At 74.4% G+C, this 18,777-nt stretch carries 12 protein-coding genes; 2 read left to right on the top strand and 10 right to left on the bottom strand.

The window, feature by feature from the left end; translation table 11 throughout:
• Positions 1-146: 146 nt before the first annotated feature.
• The 10 genes from asnB to ACIGAN_RS14160 all read right to left on the bottom strand — a co-directional run bounded on the left by asnB (position 147) and on the right by ACIGAN_RS14160 (position 16,094).
• Positions 147-2,000: an asparagine synthase (glutamine-hydrolyzing) gene (gene asnB / locus ACIGAN_RS14205; protein WP_365099343.1), complete on the bottom strand. Its 1,854-nt coding sequence runs from the start codon at positions 1,998-2,000 to the stop codon at positions 147-149.
• Positions 2,001-2,049: 49 nt separating this feature from the next.
• Positions 2,050-3,609, bottom strand: coding sequence for a carboxylesterase/lipase family protein (locus tag ACIGAN_RS14200; RefSeq protein WP_399857395.1), 1,560 nt, complete (start codon positions 3,607-3,609; stop codon positions 2,050-2,052).
• A gap of 116 nt (positions 3,610-3,725) precedes the next feature.
• Positions 3,726-4,988 (bottom strand): FAD-dependent oxidoreductase, encoded by a 1,263-nt coding sequence (locus ACIGAN_RS14195; protein WP_399857393.1) that lies wholly within the window; start codon positions 4,986-4,988, stop codon positions 3,726-3,728.
• Positions 4,985-6,376: an FAD-dependent oxidoreductase gene (locus ACIGAN_RS14190; protein ID WP_365740366.1), complete on the bottom strand. Its 1,392-nt coding sequence runs from the start codon at positions 6,374-6,376 to the stop codon at positions 4,985-4,987. Before ACIGAN_RS14190 ends, ACIGAN_RS14195 begins: the two co-directional genes overlap by 4 nt.
• Positions 6,377-6,384: 8 nt before the next feature.
• Positions 6,385-8,478: a molybdopterin oxidoreductase family protein gene (locus ACIGAN_RS14185; protein WP_365740367.1), complete on the bottom strand. Its 2,094-nt coding sequence runs from the start codon at positions 8,476-8,478 to the stop codon at positions 6,385-6,387.
• A complete protein-coding gene (locus tag ACIGAN_RS14180; RefSeq protein ID WP_399857390.1) occupies positions 8,471-9,874 on the bottom strand; it encodes a nitrate/nitrite transporter in 1,404 nt (467 codons plus the stop codon). The genes ACIGAN_RS14185 and ACIGAN_RS14180 overlap by 8 nt, the downstream gene beginning before the upstream one ends.
• A 191-nt stretch (positions 9,875-10,065) precedes the next feature.
• The gene (locus tag ACIGAN_RS14175) at positions 10,066-11,634 is read right to left on the bottom strand and encodes a class I adenylate-forming enzyme family protein (RefSeq protein WP_365099337.1); all 1,569 of its coding nucleotides are present in this window, start codon (positions 11,632-11,634) and stop codon (positions 10,066-10,068) included.
• A 91-nt stretch (positions 11,635-11,725) separates the two neighbouring features.
• Positions 11,726-12,268, bottom strand: coding sequence for an SRPBCC family protein (locus tag ACIGAN_RS14170; protein ID WP_365740369.1), 543 nt, complete (start codon positions 12,266-12,268; stop codon positions 11,726-11,728).
• Positions 12,269-12,372: 104 nt separating this feature from the next.
• Positions 12,373-13,356, bottom strand: a complete 984-nt coding sequence (locus tag ACIGAN_RS14165) for an NADPH:quinone reductase (protein WP_399857904.1) — start codon at positions 13,354-13,356, stop codon at positions 12,373-12,375.
• A 104-nt stretch (positions 13,357-13,460) separates the two neighbouring features.
• Entirely contained in the window at positions 13,461-16,094 is a 2,634-nt protein-coding gene (locus ACIGAN_RS14160) for an ATP-binding protein (RefSeq protein ID WP_365099335.1), read from the bottom strand.
• A 135-nt stretch (positions 16,095-16,229) separates the two neighbouring features.
• Here ACIGAN_RS14160 and ACIGAN_RS14155 point away from each other — a divergent pair, with 135 nt between their 5' ends.
• The gene (locus ACIGAN_RS14155; protein WP_399857387.1) at positions 16,230-17,315 is read left to right on the top strand and encodes an alkene reductase; all 1,086 of its coding nucleotides are present in this window, start codon (positions 16,230-16,232) and stop codon (positions 17,313-17,315) included.
• A 171-nt stretch (positions 17,316-17,486) separates the two neighbouring features.
• Positions 17,487-18,737, top strand: coding sequence for an MFS transporter (locus ACIGAN_RS14150; protein ID WP_399857385.1), 1,251 nt, complete (start codon positions 17,487-17,489; stop codon positions 18,735-18,737).
• Positions 18,738-18,777: the final 40 nt, after the last annotated feature.

Raw genomic sequence — 18,777 nt, 5'->3', positions numbered from 1 at the left:
CGACCGCCGGCCGGGCCGCCGCGGCGCCCGGGGGGGGGCGCCTCCGCCGCGGGCCGGGGGGGGGGGGGGGGGGGGGGGGGGGGCGGGGGGGGGGGGGGGGGGGGCCGGGCGGGGGCGGCGCCCCCCACGCCGCGCCGGTGGGAGTGTCACCACTCCACGCGGACGTCGTACTCCTTCACCCACGCGTCGAACTCGACCAGCCGCTCCATCACGGCCCGCATGCCCCACAGGCCGCCGAGACCCGCGTAGGACTCGACCGGCTTGTCCAGCAGCTTGCGGATGCCCTCGGCCGGCACGAGGTCGAGCACGGGGGAACCGTCGAGCAGGGCCTCGACCTTGGCGCGCAGGGCCCGGACGTACTCCACGTCCTGGGTGGACGGGTAGGGGCTCTTCTTGCGCTCCAGCACCGACTCGGGCAGGACGTGGCTCGCGGCGGCGCGCAGCAGGCTCTTCTCGCGGCCGTCGAACGTCTTCATCTCCCACGGCACGTTGAAGACGTACTCCACCAGCCGGTGGTCCGTGAACGGCACCCGGACCTCCAGGCTGGCGGCCATGCTGATGCGGTCCTTGCGGTCGAGGAGGAAGTTCTCCCAGCGGCTGATGTTGAGGTACGACAGCTCCCGCATCCGGGCCTCGTGCGCGGACTCGCCCTCCAGGCGCGGCACTTCGGCGAGCGCCTCGGCGTACCGCTTGGCGACGTACTCGTCGAGGCCGAGCCGGTCCCAGAGGCCGATCTCCTTCATGGTGTCCAGGCCGCCGAGCCGGCGCCAGGCGTCGTACCAGGGGAAGGTGTCGCCCTCCACGGCCTCCTTGTCGAAGAACCAGTTGTAGCCGCCGAAGAGTTCGTCCGCGGTCTCGCCGGACAGGGCGACCGTCACCTGCTCCTTGAGGGCCTTGCACAGGTGGTAGAGGGAGTGCTCCATGTCGCCGGTGGAGATGGGCAGGTCCTGGGCGCGCAGCACCCGCATGCGCACGTCCTCGTCGAGGACGTGGTGGTTCTCCAGCTCGACGATGACGTGCTCGGCGCCGGACTGCCGGGCCACGTCGATCGCGTACGGCGTGTCCGGGTCCATCCAGATGCCGTTGCCGCGGAAGTTCTCCTCGTTGTTCTTGAAGTCGATGGAGAAGGCCTTGATGCGTTCCTGCTTGCCCTGGTCGCGGAAGACCTTGGCGGCGAGGGCGGTGATGGCGCTGGAGTCGAGCCCGCCGGAGAGCAGGGTGCCCACCTTGACGTCGGCGACGAGCTGGCGTTCGACGATGTCCTCGAGGAGTTCCCGGACGCGGGTGACGGTGGTGTCGAGGTCGTCGGTGTGCGGACGGGCCTCCAGCTGCCAGTAGGTGCGGGTGGTGTGGCCGCCCCGGTGGAAGCGCACGACGGTGCCGGGCACGACCTCGTGCATGCCCTTGAACACGGCGTGGCCGGGGGTGTTGATGATGGCGAAGATCTCCGCCAGGCCCTCGCGGTCGACGACGGCCTCGGCGTCGGGGTGGGCCAGGATGGACTTGGCCTCGGAGCCGAACAGCACCCCGTCGGGCGTCGGGTAGTAGAAGAGCGGCTTGACGCCCATGCGGTCGCGGACCAGGAGCAGTTCCTCGGTGCGCGGGTCCCACAGGGCCAGGGCGTACATGCCGTTGAGGCGTTCGGCGAAGTGCTCGCCCCACTCCAGGTAGGCGTGCAGGACGACCTCGGTGTCGCTGGAGGTGCGGAAGGCGTGGCCGAGGCCCGCGAGTTCCTCCTTCAGCTCACGGTAGTTGTACACCTCGCCGGTGTAGGCGAGGACGGGCAGGCCGTCGGTCTCGCCGGTGACGTGCATGGGCTGGCGCCCGCCCTCCAGGTCGATGATGGAGAGGCGGCGGTGGCCGAGGATCGCGTGCGGTGAGGTCCACACGCCGCGGTCGTCGGGTCCCCGGCACGCCAGCGTCTCCGTCATGGCCGACGCGGTCGCGCCGTGGGCCGTCAGGTCGTGGTCGTAGGCGACCCAGCCGGTGAGTCCGCACATCGAAGTGGCAGTCCTTTCGTTGCTGTGGTGGTGTGGGGCCGGGGGGTGTTCAGGGCTGCGGCACCCAGCCGGCGCGGTCCCAGTACGTCAGGTGGGCCTGGGCCGACACCGTGCCGATCCGTGCCACCCGTTCACCGCCGAGGACCATCACGCTGGGCCGGTCGGGGGTGAACACCGGCCATTCGGGGGCATGTTCACTGCTCGGAGTGGCTCCGCGGGCGAAGGAGGCCACCAGGTCGATCACCGTGTCGGAGATCCGGCGCTCCAGCGGCCCGTCCCCGTAGAAGGGGGCGTTGACCGGCAGCGCGAACGTCCCGAAGAGGAACTTCGCGACGGCCTCGTGCGGGGTGGTGCCGGCGTACGGCGGCCGGAGGGGGTGGGCGAACTCCATCAGGTACTGCGGGGCGGCGTCCCGCTCGCGGGCGTGCCGTTCGGCCAGCCGGACGATCTGGTAGCGGAACAGGCCGTCGCCCCACACCTGCGTCCACACCGACACCGGGTCGACGGGCAGGCCCTCCGCCTCGGAGGCCCGGCGGTGGTGGGCGATGCAGTCCTCCACCTGCTCGTCGGTGACCTTGGCGGCGCCCTTCTCGAGCACCTCGCGGACGGCCTCCCGCAGTCCGGCCTCGTCGGCCGGGTGGGGGCCGGGGTAGGGGTAGCCGGGGCCGGTGGTGAAGAAGGAGCCCTCGGTGCGGCAGTAGATCGGCATCATGGGGACGGCGGGCGTGGGCAGGGCGTGGTCGTAGCCGCGCATCCAGCGCCCGTCGACGACGGGGCCCCGGTACTCCCGGCCGCCCTCCACGAACCGTTCGGTGGGGCGGCCCGCGTACACCTCGTCCCAGGCGTCCCGCAGTTCGGCGGCCGGTACGGCGCGCAGTCCCGGCACGGTCGTGCCGAAGCGGCGCGCGAGGTGCTCGTAGACCCGGCGGGATTCCTCCGGGGTGGTCGAACTCGCGGGCTCCCAGACGTGTTTGACGCTGATCGGGACGATTCTGCGGATGATGTCGCGCAGTTCCGGCAGCAGGGCCAGCTGCCAGGTGCTGGAGCCGCCCGCCGAGGTGCCGGCGACGGTGATGTTGCCCGGGTCGCCGCCGAACGCCTCGGCGTTGTCGCGGACCCAGCGCACGAGCGCGGCCTGGTCCTGCAGGCCCCAGTTGGCGCAGGAGCCCGTGTGCGGGTCGGTGAGCTCCTCGTGCAGTCCCCAGCCGAAGGCGCCCAGACGGTAGTTGAAGGTGACGACCACCATCCGGCCGTGGACGGCGGTGCGCGCGCCGTCGTAGTCGGGCTCGCTGCCCGCGCCGAGCAGCCAGCCGCCGCCGTGGATGTAGACCAGGACCGGCAGACGGCCGGCCACGTCCGGGGTCCACACGTTGGCGTACAGGCTGTCCTCGCTGCTGTCGGGCAGATAGTCGCCCTGCAGCGAGGGTGCGGCGAAGGCGGTGGCGTCCCGCACGCCCTGCCACGGCTCGGGCGGCCGGGGCGAGGAGAAGCGCAGCGGGCCCACCGGCGGAGCCGCGTAGGGCACGCCCCGGAAGACGGTGAGTCCGTCGGTGCGCTCCCCCGCCACTCGTCCCGCCGTCGTCCGGACGACCACTGTGCGACTGGGCATCTGGTGAACCTCACTTCCCGCCTCGGCGTTGTCGGGGGCGGCGCGCATGATGGGGCACAGTGATCGTCGCTCCGGTACCGGGCCGGCCGCCAACCGCCCGCCCCTACTCCGTCAAGTCAGGCCGCGTCCGCCGCGCCGGTGCGGTGCGGCGGGCCGACGGGGCCGGGCGCGGACAGCAACCGGTCGGGCGGAGCGGTCAGTTCGCGGCCGGTCAGGGCGCGCAGGGTGCGGTAGGCGGAGGCATCGCCGGCGAGCACACCGCCGCGCAGGATCCGCCCCTCCGGGTCGAGGACGAGCTTGGCGTACGTGCCGGCGCCGTCGTCGCGCAGGACGTACTCCAGGGCGCCCTCGCTCTCGGCGTGGGCGTCGCCGAAGCTGGCCACGTCGACACCGAGGAGTTTCAGCTTGGTGGCGGTGTCGGGGTCGGTGAAGGGGGTCGCGGGGCGGCCGAGCAGCTGGTCGGCGACCAGTTCGGCCATCCGGTAGCCGGGGGCGACCAGCCCGTAGGCGCGGCCCTTCACGGCCGCGCACTCGCCGACGGCGAAGACGGCCGGGTCGGCGGTGCGGCACAGGTCGTCGACGAGGAAGCCGCCGCGTTCGCCCGTGGCGAGTCCGGCGGGTCCGGCCAGGTCGTCGCGGGGACGCACCCCGGCGGAGAACACCACCAGCCGGGCGTCGAGCGCGGTGCCGTCGGTGAGGGCGACTCCCCCGACCCGGCCGTCGCCGCCGGCGCGGATCGCGCGGACGGCGGTGCCGCAGTGCACCCGCAGGCCCAGTCCGGTGACGAGCCGGGCGAGCACGCGCGCTCCCCCGTCGTCGAGCTGCAGCGGCATCAGGCGCGGCGCGAGCTCCACGACGTGGGGCCGTACGCCCAGCAGCCGCAGCGCGTTGGCGGCCTCCAGGCCGAGCAGGCCGCCGCCCACCACCACCCCGGGCCCGCCCGCGTGTGCCGCCTCGCGCAGGGCGTCGAGGTCGTCGAAGGTGCGGTAGACGAAGCAGCCGGGCAGGTCGTGCCCCGGGACGGGCGGTACGAACGGCCGTGAGCCGGTGGCCAGCACCAGGGCGTCGTAGCGGGTGAGCGTGCCGTCGGCGGTGGTGACCGTGCGGGCCCGCCGGTCGACGCCGGTCACCGGGGCGGCCGTGCGCAGCTCCACCAGGGGGTCGGTGAGGAAGTCGTGGCCGGCCAGGGTGAGGTCGGCGGCGGTCTTGCCCTCCAGGTAGGACGACAGGGCGACCCGGTTGTAGGCGGGGCGGGGTTCCTCGGCCAGGACGACGACGCGCCAGGCGCCGTGCCGGTCGTGGGCCCGCAGGTGCTCGACGAGCCGGTGGCCGGTCATACCGTGGCCGACGACCACCAGGGTGCGCGGGGTGGGGGTCATGGGTCGCTGTTCCCTCCGGTCGCGGATGCGAGCACCAGGCGCACGTCGTCCGCGCAGCCTCCGCAGCCGGTGGTGGCCCGGGTCGCGGCGGCGATCCCCGCCAGGTCGCGGGCGCCGTCGTGCCAGGCGCGGAGCAGGTCGGCCTTGGTGACGTGGTTGCAGTGGCAGAGCACCGCCGCGTCCGGCAGTTCGACGCGGGCGCCTCGGCTGCCGGTGGCGACGCCCAGCAGCAGCGCGAGCCGGTCGGACGGCACCGGCAGGTCGCGCGCGTACAGCTGGGCGAGCGCGGCGGCGGCGCGGGGCAGGCCGACCAGGACCGCTCCGGCGACGCGCTCCCCGGACAGGGCCAGCGCGGCGTAGCGGCCGCGGGCGGGGTCGGACAGGCTGATGTGCCGCTCGGCGTCCGGCGGTCCGGGCGGGCCGAGGCAGGCCAGGTCGAAGCCGGGCGTCCTCGGTCGCAGCACGGGACGGCCGGCGCGGTGGTGCGTGTCGTGGCCGGTGAGGACGTGGGCGAGGGTGTCGGCCTGTTCCCAGGCGGTCGTGACGAGCCCGGGGACCTCGCCGCCGAACTCCGCGCAGTCCCCGAGGGCGTGGACGAACGGATCGCCGGTGCGCAGCTGCCCGTCGACGACCACCCCCGTGCGCACGGCCAGTCCGGCCCGGCGGGCGAGCGCGGTCTCGGGTACCACCCCGGTGCACAGCGCGAGCGCGTCTGCGCGCAGGACCTCGCCGTCGTCGAGGACCAGCTTGCCCGGGCGGTACTCGACGGCGTTGTGCCCGAGGCGCAGGCGGGCGCCGGCACGGCGGAGGTGGTCGGCGAGCAGGGCACCGGCCGTGTCGTCGAGCCGGTCGTGCAGGGGGTGCGGTCCCGGGTGCACGAGGGTGACGTCGCGGCCGGCGCGCAGCAGCGCGAGCGTGCTCTCGGTGCCGAGGACGCCGCCGCCGAGCACCACCACCGGCCCGTCGGGCAGCCGTGCGGTGTCGTCGGGGGTGCGCAGGGTGGTGGCGCCCTCGGTGAGGCGGCCGTCCCCGGTGAGCACGCCGGGCAGGTGCGGGATCCGCGGCCGGGCGCCGGTGGCCAGCACCAGCCGGTCGTAGGGGAACGTCTCCCCGGTGGCGGTGCGTACCAGGCGGCGGGCGCGGTCGACGGCGGTGGCGGTGGTTCCGGGCCGGACGCGCACCCCGGCGGGCGGGGCGGGCAGTTCCAGGTCCCGCTCGGTGAGGGTGCCGTCGAGGAGGGAGGTCAGCAGGGCCCGGTTGTAGGCCGGTCGCGGCTCGGCGCCGAGGACGGTGACCGGGCCCGGGTGGCCGAGCCGGGACAGACGCTCGACGAGCCGGTGCGCCGCGGGGCCGTGGCCCACGACGAGGATGTGCGGAAAGTCGGGCATGGCGGGCCTCACGACGCGTCGGTGCCGGGTTCGATCCGCACGGCGCAGACCTTGAACTCGGGCATCCTGCTGCGGGGGTCGAGGGCGGTGCTGGTGATCAGGTTGGCGCGGCCGGCGCCGGGGTGGTGGAAGGGCAGGAACACGGTGTCCGTGCGCAGGCCGTCGGCCAGCCGGACCCGCGCGACCGCGGTGCCGCGGGCCGAGGTGATCCGGGCGGTGTCGCCCTCGCGCAGCCCGGCGCGTTCGGCGGTGTCGGGGTGGATCTCCACGAAGGGTTCGGGGGCGGCGTCGTTGAGCGCGGGCACGCGGCGGGTCTGCGCGCCGGACTGGTAGTGGGCGAGGACGCGACCGGTCGTGGCGTACAGCGGGTGGTCGGCGTCGGGCGTCTCGGCCGGGTCGCGGTGGTCGACCTCGGCGAAGCGGGCGCGTCCGTCCGGGGTCGCGAAGCCGTCGAGGAAGAGGCGGGGCGTGCCGGGGTGCGGTCGGCCGTCCGGGAGTTCGGGGCAGGGCCAGTGCAGGGTCTCCCCCGCGTCCAGCCGCTCGTAGGTGATGCCGGAGTAGTCGGCCTTGCCGCCGCGGGAGGCGCGCCGCAACTCGTCGAAGACCTGGCGCGGCGCGGTCGGGTAGCGGTGGGCCGGCTCGCCGAGCCGGACGGCGAGGCCGTGCAGGACCTCCAGGTCGGTGCGCACGCCCTCGGGCGGCGGGTGCAGCCGGCGGCGGCGCAGCACCCGGCCCTCCAGGCTGGTGAGGGTGCCCTCCTCCTCGGCCCACTGGGCGACGGGGAGGACCACGTCGGCCGTGCGCGCGGTTTCCGAGGGCACGAAGTCGGCCACCACCAGCAGGTCGAGGGCGGCCAGCCGGTCGGCGACGTGGGCGGAGTGGGGTGCGGACACCAGGGGGTTGGAGCCGAACACCAGCAGGGCGCGGGGGCCGCCCTCGGTGCCGAGCGCGTCGAGCAGCTCGTAGGCGCTGCGGCCGGGGCCGGGCAGGGCGTCCGGGGTGGTGCCCCAGACCCGCGCGACGTGGGCCCGTGCCTCCGGGTCGGTGATCATGCGGTAGCCGGGGAGCTGGTCGGCCTTCTGCCCGTGCTCGCGGCCGCCCTGCCCGTTGCCCTGCCCGGTGAGGCAGCCGTAGCCGTTCCCGGCGACGCCGGGCAGGCCCAGCGCGAGGGCGAGGTTGATGAAGGCCGCGGCGGTGTCGGCGCCCTTGCTGTGCTGCTCGGCGCCCCGGCCGGTGAGCACATAGGCCCGGCGTGCCTGGCCCAGGAGTTCCACGGCGGCGCGCTGTTCGGCGACGGGGACGCCGGTGACCTGCTCGACGCGCTCGGGCCACCAGGCGACGGCGCGCCGCCAGGCCGCGTCGAAGCCGGTGGTGCGTTCCTGGACGTACTCCTTGTCGCACCAGCCGTCGCTCACGGCGATGTGCAGCAGCCCCAGGGCCAGGGCGAGGTCGGTGCCGGGCACCGGTTGCAGGTGCAGGGCGGCCCGTTCGGCGGTCCTGGTGCGGCGCGGGTCGATGACGATCAGCTCCGCGTTGCGCAGGTGCCGCATCAGCGGGGGCATCGTCTCGGCGGGGTTGGCGCCGGCGAGCAGGATCGTGTCCGCCGCGGCGAGGTCGGTGACGGGGAACGGCAGTCCGCGGTCCAGGCCGAAGGCGGCGTTGCCGGCCGCGGCGGCCGAGGACATGCAGAACCGGCCGTTGTAGTCGATCTGGCTGGTGCCGAGGGCGAGCCGGGCGAACTTGCCCAGCAGGTAGGCCTTCTCGTTGGTCAGGCCGCCCCCGCCGAACACGGCGAGCGCGTCCGGGCCGTGCGCGTCGCGGATCCGCCGCAGGCGCGCGGCGACCGTGTCCAGCGCGGTGTCCCAGTCGGCCGGGGCGAGACGGCCGTCGCCGCCGCGCACCAGCGGCCGGCGCAGCCGGTCCCGGACGTCGAGCAGCGCGGGCGCGGTCCAGCCCTTCTGGCACAGGTGGCCGTCGTTGACGGGGAAGTCGGAGGGCTCCACCACGGTCCCCGAGGCGTCGTGGCCGAGGCGGGTGCCGCACTGCAGGGCGCAGTACGGGCAGTGTGTGGCCACGCCGGGGCGCGGCGCGCTGTCAGGCACGGGTGACCTCCGAGGACTCGGCGGCCCCGCGCCCGGCCCGGCGGGGGGCGGGTGTCCCGCCCGGCACGGTCGCGTGCGGGGCGCGCAGGTACACCAGGCGGGTGACGCTCACGCACACCGCGTAGAAGGCGAGGAAGAACCAGAAGGCGGGCTCGCCCGTGCCCTGGCTGCCGTAGGAGGCCCGGAAGGCGAGGTTGACGACGACGCCGCCGAGCGCGCCGACGGCACCCGCGATGCCGATGACCGCGCCGGTCAGGCGCCGGGCGCGGGCGAACGCCTCGGTCGCGTCGTGCCCGGCGGTGACGGCGGCCTCCGCCTGCCCGGCGAAGACGACCGGGATCAGCTTGTACGTGGACCCGTTGCCCAGGCCGCTGAGCACGAACAGCACCGTGAACACGGCGACGAACAGGGCGAGGGAGTGGTGGGCCGAGGCCACCAGCAGCAGCAGCGTGCCGGCGCCCATGGCGAGGAAGTTCCAGAACGTCACCCGGGCTCCGCCGAAGCGGTCGGCGAGCCTGCCGCCCAGCGGCCGGGACAGCGAGCCGAGCAGCGGTCCGAGGAAGGTGTAGCCGACGGCCTCCAGCGGGGTGGAGCCGAACTGGTTCTGCAGCACGAGGCCGAAGGCGAAGCCGTAGCCGATGAACGAGCCGAACGTGCCGAGGTAGAGCAGCGAGATCCACCAGGTGTGCGGGTTGCCCGCCGCCTCGCGCAGCACGCCGGAGGAGGCCGGGCCGGTGTCGACGTTGTCCATGCCGAGCGCCGCGAGCAGGGCGGCCAGGGCGATCAGCGGCAGGTAGGCGGCGATGACGTAGGCGGGGTGGGTGTCGCCCGCGGTGGCGATGACCAGCAGGCCGACGAGCTGGATGACGGCGACGCCCAGGTTGCCGCCGCCGGCGTTGAGGCCGAGCGCCCAGCCCTGGTGCCGCCGGGGGAAGAAGTGGGCGATGTTGGTGGTGGAGGAGGCGAAGTTGCCGCCGCCGACGCCCGCGGTCGCGGCGATGAGCAGGAACACCCACAGGGGCGTGCCGGGCCGCTGGACGAAGTACAGCGCCAGCAGCGCGGGGACGAACAGCAGGGCCGAGCTGAAGACGGTCCAGTCGCGCCCGCCGAACCGGGTCACGGCGTGGCTGTAGGGCAGGCGCAGCAGCGCGCCCACCAGGGTGGGGGTGACCACCAGCAGGAACTTCTCGCTCGGGGCGAAGCCCAGGCCGATGTCCGGGGACATGAACAGCACCAGGACCGACCACATGCTCCAGATCGAGAAGCCGATGTGCTCGGAGAGGACGGACAGGACGAGGTTGCGTCGTGCGACGTGCTTGCCGGTGCGCTCCCAGAACTCCTCGTCCTCCGGATCCCAGTGCTCGATCCGGCGTCGGGAGGCGCGCTGTGCCGTCATCGGGGCAACTCCTCGGCTGGGGACGGCGGCCCGGCGCGTGGCGCGCGGGCCGCCGTACGGGGGGTGACGGCCGCCATGGGTGTGTGTGTGGGGGGGGTGGCGGGCCGCCGTGCGGGGGCGTGACGGGGGCGCGGGCCCACGGGGGGGGGATGGGCCCGCGCCCCGGGAGGCGGCGGTGCGGGGGCCGGGGGTTACGCCCCCGTCCGCTCCGCCTTCAGCAGCCGGGCCAGTTCCAGCCGCTTGATCTTGGTGGTGGCGGTCTGCGGCAGGTCGTCGAGCTTCCACTGCACGGGGTCCGCCATCGCGGGCAGGCCGGCCACCGCCCGCTTCCAGGCCGCGTGGTCGAGCGGCTTGTCGTCACGGGTGCACACCACCGGCAGGGGCTTGCCGTCCTCGTCGGGGACGATGATGACCTCGACCAGCTCCGGTATCCGGGCGAAGAGGGTGTCCTCGATCTCCAGGGTGCTGTCGATGCCCTCGATCTCGTCGACCTCCCGGTCGAGCAGGTGCAGGCAGCCCCACTTGGTGCGGTAGCCCAGGTCGCCCATGCGCCACCACTCGCCGTCGGCCTGCTTCTCCCACCGCTCGTGCTCGCCGAGGTAGGTGACGATCCGTCCGTCGGAACGGACCTCGATGTAGCCGGGGTTGGACTTGGTGGGCCGCTTGCCGTCCCGGCTGACGACCCGCACGCCCGTCATGCCGGGGAACGGGGAGCCCACGCAGCGGCCGTCGGCGTCCGCGCCGCGCTTCTTGGAGTAGGTGCGCCCGGCGATCGGGCCGACCTCGCTCTGCCCGTACATCTGGACGAACTGCGGCTTGTCGCGCCGGGACGCCTTGAGCATGAGGTGCACGGTGCGCGGGTGGATGGCGTCGAAGGTGCTGCTGAAGTACTTCACGTTCGCCAGCGGCCGGCGCGGGTCGTCGACCAGCACCTCCCAGCGCAGGAACGTGTTCGGGTGCGCCTCGATCAGGCCCGGCGGGGCCTGCCCGAACACCTCGGCCACGACCTCCGGGTCGTCGTCCCGCAGGATGATCATCGGGTGGCCCTGGAGGATCGTGATGGGCATGGCGGTGAACATCCGCGAGTGCACGAACGATACGTGGATGGCCACCGGTTCGCTGCGGCCCACCAGGGACGCCACCGTGCCCTGGGGGCGGTAGCGCGCCTCGAAGGTGCGCCCGGTGTGCACCGCCAGCTTCGGCGTCCCGGTGGTGCCGGAGGTGTGGGTGACCAGCGTCGGGTGGTCCGGCGGCATGGTCACCGGCGCGACCCGGGCGGAGCCGGCCAGCGAGGCGAGCTCGACGGCCTCCTCGTGGCTGCCGGAGGCCAGCAGCACCTTCCGGGCCAGGCCGAAGATCTCGGCGGGCAGATGGTGGTCCAGCTTGTCCCGGTCGGTCACCAGGTACGGCCGGTCCACCCGGCGCACCAGCTCGCACACGGTCGCGCCGTCGAGCTTCGGGGACAGCAGGACCGGCACGGCGCCGATCCTGGCCGTGGAGCAGGCCAGGAGCGTGATGTCGAATCCGTTGGTCTTGTGGACGACCACGCGCTCCCCGGGCCGGACGCCCGCCGCCCACAGCCGCGAGGCCAGGTCGTCGACGAGGTCGGCGACCTCCGTCAGCGTCATCCGGCGCCCGCGCTCCGGAGCGACGTCGAGATCATGGTCGAGAATCACGGGATTCGCCGGGTGCCGGGCCGCGGCCCGGTCGAAAAGCGTACCCAGCCGAATTCCCTTGTTTCCGATGCGCTGGAGAAACATCTGCCCACCCTCTCATCCGCCGCGACTGTTCCTCAGCCGTGCGGCAGGCCGTTTTGAATTTCAGGCTCCCGTACGGATCGCCGGGGAAATGTCACCGCTTTTCGATGACACCCTTGATGCGCTTCAGCGTGGCGTCGAGGTCCTGTTCGAGCTTGGCGGTCCAGTCGGCGACGAAGCGCTTGCGGTCGTTCTCGTCCAGGTCGGCGACGATCTTGTGGATGCCGGCCGTGGCGCGGCCCATGCGGAAGTGGTGGGTGAGCACGCAGCCCTCGCCCTCGGGCGCCATGTCGAAGCCCCAGATGCTCTCCTGGTCCTCGCGGGCGTGGGTGAGCATCATCCACTGGAAGGTGCGGCCGGGGTCGGCGGCGGTGATGCGGCACTCGGTGTGCCAGACGCCGCGCACCAGGGGGGCCCAGGCGACGACGTCCTCGCTGCGGAGGTTCTCGCCCCGGAAGACGGCGCCGACGGTGGAGGGCTCGCCGGACACCCACGTACCGCCCCGGCATTCGGGGCTCCATTCGGCGCTGCGGGGCAGATCGCTGACGACGGAGTAGACCTCCAGGGGCGTCGCGGAAATGTGGATGTCGGCCCGGAGATCGAACAGCGGCGAGGTGTCGATGATTGACTGAGTCATGTGCAGAATTCTGTCGAGGCCGTTCGGCGCCGGTCAAAGAGCGGCTTTCTCATTTGTCAGGTCTGAATTCCCGCATTTCACCGGCGCCGGAGCCCGGGGCCGTCTCAGGCCTCGGCGCCCACGCCCAGCACGATTTTTCCGTGGACCTTTCCCTCCTCCAGCCGGCGGTGCGCCTCGGCGGCGTCGCTCAGGTGCAGCCGCTCGATCGCCCGGGGCCGGAGTCTGCCGTCGGCGACCAGCCGGTTGATGGCGCCGGCGGCCTCGGCGAGCTCTCCGGCGGTGGCGTGCGAGATGGCGAACCCGTGGATGGACCGGTCCCTCAGGTACAGCGGCCCGACCGGCAGCACGGGCCTGGTGCGCAGCCCGGCGAGCAGCACGATCCGTCCCCGCCCGGCGAGCAGGTCCACCGCGGTCTCCAGGTCGTTGGTGCCGGAGGCGTCCAGGTAGAGGTCGGCGCCCGCGGGGGCGGCGGCGCGGATGCGCCCGGGCACGTCGGGGTCCCGGTAGTCGACGACGTGGTCCGCGCCGAGCCCGCGGCAGTACCCGGCGTCCCGCCCGGAGGCGACGGCGACGACCCGGGCGCCCGCGGCGGCAGCCATCACCACCAGGGCGCTGCCCACGTTCCCGCCCGCGCCGACCACGACGACCGTCTCGCCGGGGCGCAGCCGCCCGTGGGTGAACAGGCCGAGGTGGGCGGTCGCGGCCGGATGGGCCAGCGCCACGGTCTCGTACGGGTCGGCGCCCTCCGGCAGGTGGTAGAGCCGGTCGACGGGCACCACCACCCGCTCGGCGGCGGCCCCCTGGCGGCCGTCGTGGCCGAGGCTGTTGCACCACACCCGGTCGCCGGGCCGGAAGCGGTGGACGTCGGCGCCGACCGCGGCGACGGTGCCGGTGAGGTCCCGGCCTATGACGAAGGGGAAGGTGAGCGGGGTGCGCCAGGCACCCGAGCGCACGAAGGTGTCGACATGGTTGACGGAGACGGCCGTGACGTCCACCAGGACGTCGGTCGGCCCGGGTTCCGGCGTGGGCTGATCACCGTAACGGATGACGTCCGGAGATCCGAGCTGTTCAATGTAGGCAGCACGCATCATGGTCACGGATTCTGGCAAAGGCGACCCGTCCCCGTCCGCGAGCGGCCGGGACGCCGTCGCGGATCTGTCAGATCGGGACCGGGTCTGTCAGATCCGCCCCGTCAGACCAGGTTCAGCCGGGCCAGTTCCCGCCGCGAGCCGACGCCCAGCTTGGGATAGGCCTTGTACAGGTGGTGCTCGACCGTCCTGCGGCTGAGGAACAGCTGCGCCGCGATCTCCCGGCTGCTGTTGCCGTCGGCGGCCAGCCGGACCACCTGCAGTTCCTGCGGGGTGAGCCGGTCGAGGACGTTCTCCGCGGTGGCGTCGGCGCCCGGCGTCGCGTCGCCGGCCGCCCGCAGTTCCGCCCGGGCCCGCTCCGCCCAGGGCGTGGCACGCAGCCGTTCGAAGTGCTCCAGGGCCGACCGCAGCGACGCGCGGGCCTCGCTGCGCCGCCGGGCCCTGCGCAGCCACTCCCCGTACGCCAGCTCGGTGCGGGCCCGCTCGAAGGGCCGCCGGCCCTGTTCGTGCAGCCGGACCGCCTGCCGGTAGTCCTCCTCGCGCCCCTCGACCAGGGCCCGGCAGCGGTGCGCCACCGCCTGCGCCCACGGCTGGCCGCCGGCCCGCGCCCAGGCCTCGAAGGCGAGCATCGGCCGCTCGGCCCGCTCCGGCCGCCCGAGCCGTACCGCGGCCTCCACCTGGTCGGCGACGGTGGCCATGGCCATCGCCGTGTGGCGCTGCGGCCCCGGGCCGACGGCGCTCTCCAGCCGGCCGAGCGCCGCCTCGTAGTCGCCGCGCGCCAGTTCGAGCAGGCTCAGGGCGCTCTCGCCGGCCACCCGGCCGGCGTCGGGCACGTCCCGCGTGAGGTCGCGGCAGCGCTGCTCGTCGCCCTCGATCGCCGCGATCCGCGCCGGAACGCCGTTCAGCCAGGCGACGCGCTCGCGCAGGCCGGTGTCGCGGGCGATCTCCACGGCCTCGGCCACCGCCGCCTCGGCGTCCCGGTGCGCCCCGGCGAGCACCTGCCGCTCCGCCAGCAGGTGCAGGGCCTGCGGCAGGGCGCCGATGAGGCCCTGCGCGCGGCAGCGGGCGACCTCCGCCGCGGCCAGCTCCATGGCCGTGCCGTCGTCCCCGAGCAGGACCGCGCTGTGCAGGGCGCGGGTGCGTGCCGCGTCCGAGCCGTCCTGGCCGGCGGCGACGGCGCGCCGCAGCAGGGGCAGTCCGCGGGCGTAGTCGTCGTCGACCAGACACGCCATGCCCTCCACCAGCGGGTCGGCCTCCCCGAGGGACGCCAGCCGCTCGGCGGCCTCCCGCACGGAGTCCGCGTCACCGGCGGACCAGCCGTACGTGGCGCCCGTGCGGAGCATGACCGGGGCCAGGTCGGTGCCGGCCGCGTGGGTCCGCTGCAGCAGCAGCCGGGCGGCCTCCCGCTGGTGGCCCGACTCGAACATCACGGCGGCCCGCACGGGGGCGAGCCGGGCCAGGTCCTCCGGTGCGGCGGCCGACTGCTCGGCCTGCTCGGCCAGGTCCCGGGCCTGGCCGGCGTGCCCGGCGTTGAGCGCGCAGGTCGCGGCGTCCGTGAGCCGGTGGACCTGGGCGCGGCGGTCGGGGGTGAGGCGGGCGGCCTGCTGGTGCAGGAGCGAGGCGGCGGCGTAGGCGCTGCGGTCGGCGGCCCGCCCGGCGGCGGCGACCAGCTCGGCCGCGACCCCGTCGTCGGGTGAGGTGGTGGCCAGCGGCAGGTGCCGGGCACGGCAGTCGGGGTCCTCCGCCGCGTCGGCCAGCGCCTGGTGGACGGCGATCCGCCGGGCCAGCACGGCCCCCTGGTAGGCGGCGGTCCCGATCAGCGGGTGGCGGAACACCACGGTGCTCTCGGTCACCTGGATCAGCCCCGCGCGCTCCGCGTCCTCCAGGTCCTCCAGGCCCACGCCCAGCGACCGGGCCGCCTTCATCTGCAGGGGCAGGTCGCCCCGCCCCTCGGCCGCGGCGAACAGCAGCGCCAGCCGCGTCTTCTCGGGGAGCTTGGCGATCTGGGCGCGGTACGACGACAGCACCCGGTCGGCGACCGTCACGGGCGTGAACCGGCCGGGGTCGTCGCGGCGGGCGGCCCCGAACTCGATGAGCGCCAGCGGGTTGCCCGCGGAGTCGGCGATGACCTGGTCGCGCAGGGCGGGGGCCAGTCCCAGGTCGGCGAGGAGGCTCACCGCGTCGCCGGTGTCCAGCCGGGAGGGCCGCAGCTCGGTGAGCCCGGGCGCGGCGAAGCCCTCGTCCCGGGTCGCGAACACCATGGCCACCTGCTCGGCGGCGAGCCGGCGGGCGGCGAACAGCAGCGCGTCGGAGGTGGCTTGATCCAGCCACTGCGCGTCGTCCACCAGGCAGAGCAACGGGCCCTGTTCGGCCAGGTCCGCCAGGAGCGTGAGCACGGCCAGCCCGGTCAGGAACCTGTCCTGGGTCCGGGTGCTGCCCGTGCCGAGCACCGCCCGCAGCGCCTGCGCCTGCGGTTCGGGCAGGGCGTCCAGCCGGTCCTGCACGGGCCACAGCAACTGCACCAGCCCGCCGAAGGCGAGGTCGGCCTCCGGCTCGACCCCGGTGACCCGCAGCACGCGCATACCGGCCGCCGAGGCCGACGTCGCCGCCCGGTCGAGCAGGGCGGTCTTGCCGATGCCCGCCTCACCCCGCAGCACCAGGGCCCCGCTGCGTCCCTCTCGGGCTCCCGCGGCCAGATCCTCCAGCGCCGCCAGCTCGGTGGACCTGCCGTACAGCACGTCGGTGCCCCCACTCCCCCGTGACGCGGCCCACCGGTAGGCAGGCCGTGCCGAAGTACGTATCCGGTTTCAGAAATCTTACTGATTCGGACCGGCCGCCCCCCTTTCTACGGTGTGGAACAAGCCGGTTCCCCGATGGAGGAGATCGTGAGCCACCTTTTCGAACCGCTGCCCCTGGGAAAGCTGACGCTGCCCAACCGGCTCGTCATGGCGCCGATGACGCGCAGCCGGGCCAGGGACGGCGTGCAGACCCCGCTGGCGGCCGAGTACTACGCCCAGCGCGCCGGAGCGGGCCTCATCATCACCGAGGGCACGCAGCCCTGCGTGATCGGGCAGGGATACATCGACACCCCGGGTGTGCACACGCCCGAGCAGGCGGAGGCGTGGCGCCGGGTGACCGACGCGGTGCACGACCGGCAGGGCCGGATCTTCGTGCAGGTCATGCACTCGGGCCGGATCGGGCACCCGAGCCTGTACCCGGACGGCGCGCTGCCCCTGGCCCCCTCGGCGGTGGCCTCGGGCGGGCAGATGTACACGCCGGAGGGCATGCTGGACCACCCCACGCCCAAGGCCATGGACCTGGAGGACATCGCCCGGGCGGTCGAGGACCACATCTCCGCCGCCAAGTACGCCGTGGACGCCGGGTTCGACGGTGTGGAGCTGCACGGCGCCAACGGCTACCTGATCCACCAGTTCCTCGCCGACAACACCAACCTGCGCACCGACGCCTACGGCGGCAGCATCGACAACCGCATCCGTTTCGCCGTCGAGGTCGCCCAGGCGGTCTCCGACGCCATCGGCCCCGAGCGGGTGGGCATCCGCCTCTCCCCCGGCAACACGGCCAACGGCATCGAGGAGAGCGACCCGGCCGCGCTGTACCGGGCCCTGATCCGGGCCCTGGCGCCGCTCAACCTGGCCTACGTCCACCTGATGGAGTTCGGCAGCCGGGACGTCACGAAGCTGATCCGGCAGGAGTGGCCCGGCGTGCTGATCCTCAACCCGCACGCCACGGGCGAGGAGGCCGCGGTGACGCCCGAGGACGCCCGGGCGGTGCTGGAGGAGGGCCTGTGCGACGCGGTGAGCATCGGCTCGCTGTGGCTGGCCAACCCCGACCTGCCGGAGCGGATCAAGGCCGGCGGCCCGTTCAACACCCCCGACCCGGAGACCTTCTACGGAGGCGACCACCGGGGCTACACCGACTACCCGACGCTGGACGGCTGACCGACCGGGCAGGCGGCGGGGCCCGCGGTCGGCGCCCGGCCCGTCCCGCCCCGCTCACGCCCGCCCGTTCCCCCGGCTCCCTGGCCCGGCCGGCGCCTTCTCCCCCGAAGGGCTGCACGCCGGACCGGGCCAGGGTGGTCCAGCGACGAACGACCGCTCAGGGAGCAGCAGATGAGCAACTCACTCGCCGAGTCCGGCGCCCAGGGTCCCACCGCGCCGGGCAGGAAACCTCATGAACCCGAAGCCCGCGGCCCGTTCCGCGGAGCCGCGGCCCTCTGGCTCGCCCTCATGGCGGGCCCGCTGTCCTTCGGCATCGCGGGCCCGGCCCTGGTCCTGGACGACGCCGCGCGGGACCTCGGCGTCTCGACGGGCGCCGCCACCTGGACGGTGACCGCGTTCGGCTGGGGCATAGCGGTCGGCACCCCCCTGCTGGCCGGACTGCTGGACCGCCGGGGGGCGCGCGCCGCGCTCACCGTGTGCGGTCTGCTCGTCCTGCTGGGGGCGGGTCTGGTGGCCGGGATACCCGTCCTGCCGGTCCTCGTCCTGGGCACGGCCCTGATGGGTCTGGGCACGGCCGGTCTCACGGCGACGGCCATGAGCCTCGCCGGCTCGCCGCGCGCCATGGGACTGGTCACCGCCTCGCTCGCCGTGGTGGGTTCGACGGCCCCGCTGGCCGGTTCCCTCGTCAACGACGTGCTGTCCTGGCAGGCCACCCTCGCGCTGCCGGTGCTCAGCGCGGTGGCCGTGCCCTTCGCCGTGGCCCGCTGCGCGCACGGCGCCCCGGTCACCCGGGAGCCGTTCGACCCGCTGGGCGCGGTGCTGCTGACCGCGCTGGTCACCGCCTTGGTGTTCGTGCCGCACCAGCCGCTGGTGGCCGGTGTGTGCTCCGTCGTCGCCACGGGGCTGCTGGCGGCCCGGGTACGCGCCCGGCCGCGGGGCTTCGTCCCGGCCGTCCTGGTCCGCAACCCGGGCTTTCTGGTCTCGTCGGGCCTCGCGCTGTGCCTGGCGGTGGTCAACTTCGGCATGATGTACGCGATTCCGGAGCGGCTGGAGGACCACACGTCGTGGTCCACCAGCGAGATCGGGGTCGCCATGGTGTGGCCGCTGCTGCTGGGCGGCGCCCTGTCCTGGTTCGTCGTGGCGGTGTCGGCGCGGACGGGACGCCGTACCGTGATCACCACGCTGGTCGCCCTCGCCGCGGTCGGCGCGGTGCTCGCCTTCGCCGGCACGTCCGCCGCGGTCCTGCTGGCCGCTCAGGCCCTGACGTCGATCGCGGCGGCCTCGGGCCAGGGAGCGTTCGCGGTGCACGCCTCCTCGGCCGTCCCCGACGACCAGCGCCCCCCGGCCATCGGCATGTTCAACCTGTCCTATCTGCTGGGTGCGGCGTTCGGGCCGGCGATCGTCTCGCTCCTGGCGCTCTGACCGACGGCATCGGTCCGGGTGCGCCGTCACACCGCGTAGG

Origin of the sequence: Streptomyces sp. NPDC085931 (assembly GCF_044540565.1) — a bacterium.
Lineage (GTDB): Bacteria > Actinomycetota > Actinomycetes > Streptomycetales > Streptomycetaceae > Streptomyces.
Note: the sequence above shows the minus strand (reverse complement) of the source record. Positions and strands in the feature narration are given on the sequence as shown.